This window comes from Gottfriedia luciferensis (assembly GCF_002156865.1).
GTDB classification, from domain to species: domain Bacteria; phylum Bacillota; class Bacilli; order Bacillales; family Bacillaceae_G; genus Gottfriedia; species Gottfriedia luciferensis.
Map to the genome: position 1 here is coordinate 1 of NZ_NCTA01000085.1, position 1,151 is coordinate 1,151.

Below are 1,151 nucleotides of genomic sequence, written 5' to 3' on the forward strand. Positions count from 1 at the left end.
AAGGTGCCAGCTTATTCAACTAGCACTTGTTCTTCCCTAACAACAGAGCTTTACGACCCGAAGGCCTTCATCGCTCACGCGGCGTTGCTCCGTCAGACTTTCGTCCATTGCGGAAGATTCCCTACTGCTGCCTCCCGTAGGAGTCTGGGCCGTGTCTCAGTCCCAGTGTGGCCGATCACCCTCTCAGGTCGGCTACGCATCGTCGCCTTGGTGAGCCGTTACCTCACCAACTAGCTAATGCGCCGCGGGCCCATCTATAAGTGATAGCCGAAGCCATCTTTCAATAAAGGAACAGGAGTTCCTTTGTGTCATCCGGTATTAGCTCCGGTTTCCCGAAGTTATCCCAGTCTTATAGGTAGGTTGCCCACGTGTTACTCACCCGTCCGCCGCTAACTAATTGGAGCAAGCTCCAATTAGTCCGCTCGACTTGCATGTATTAGGCACGCCGCCAGCGTTCGTCCTGAGCCAGGATCAAACTCTCCATAAAAGTTAAGTTTAAATCTTGTATTGCTCAAAAAACTAATAATTGACGTTTACTTCATGTTTTGTTTAGTTTTCAAAGTTCACTTCGCCGCTCTGAGGCGACTTAAATATCATAACATTTATCAAATGTTTTTGTCAACACTTTTTTAAATGTCTTTTTCCGTTTGTTGTCCTTGTTTGGAACAACATAAACAAATATAACAGTAATCTTATTGGATTACAATACCCTAAATTAAAGTAACGTTATTCTGAATCTTCCATTTAATTGTTCAGCCGTAATAATGATTTTGCTATTCCATAATTAATGAATAAAGGATACTTCTTCATGAAGCAGCCTTCAGTGTGTAGACAAACTCCTATCTATCTGATTTCAGACTGATCGAAAACGCTTGTCTTTCGAGGCGCGAAGCCTGATAAGGAGCGGCGTTACCCATATTCGGTAATGAGTACCGCTCAGCAGGCGAAACACCGAAGAAAGCGAGCGTTTGGCGGGCAGTCTGAAAGGATGCTTCTTCATGAAGCATCCTTTCAGACTTATGCTAAAGTTGCATTCTTTTTTATTTTACCAATTGGTTTTACTGCTTCTACTAATGCTTGATTTAACTCAGTAGTGTATCTTGCTTTTTGCTCTTTACTCCACTTTAGCTTTATTGACATAAATTCAATTA

General features: G+C 42.8%; 1 rRNA gene. It reads right to left on the bottom strand.

The features are described 5' to 3' along the window. A 16S ribosomal RNA gene (locus B7R67_RS21810) occupies positions 1-487 on the bottom strand; the annotation flags it as partial. Between the last annotated feature and the right edge of the window lie 664 nt (positions 488-1,151).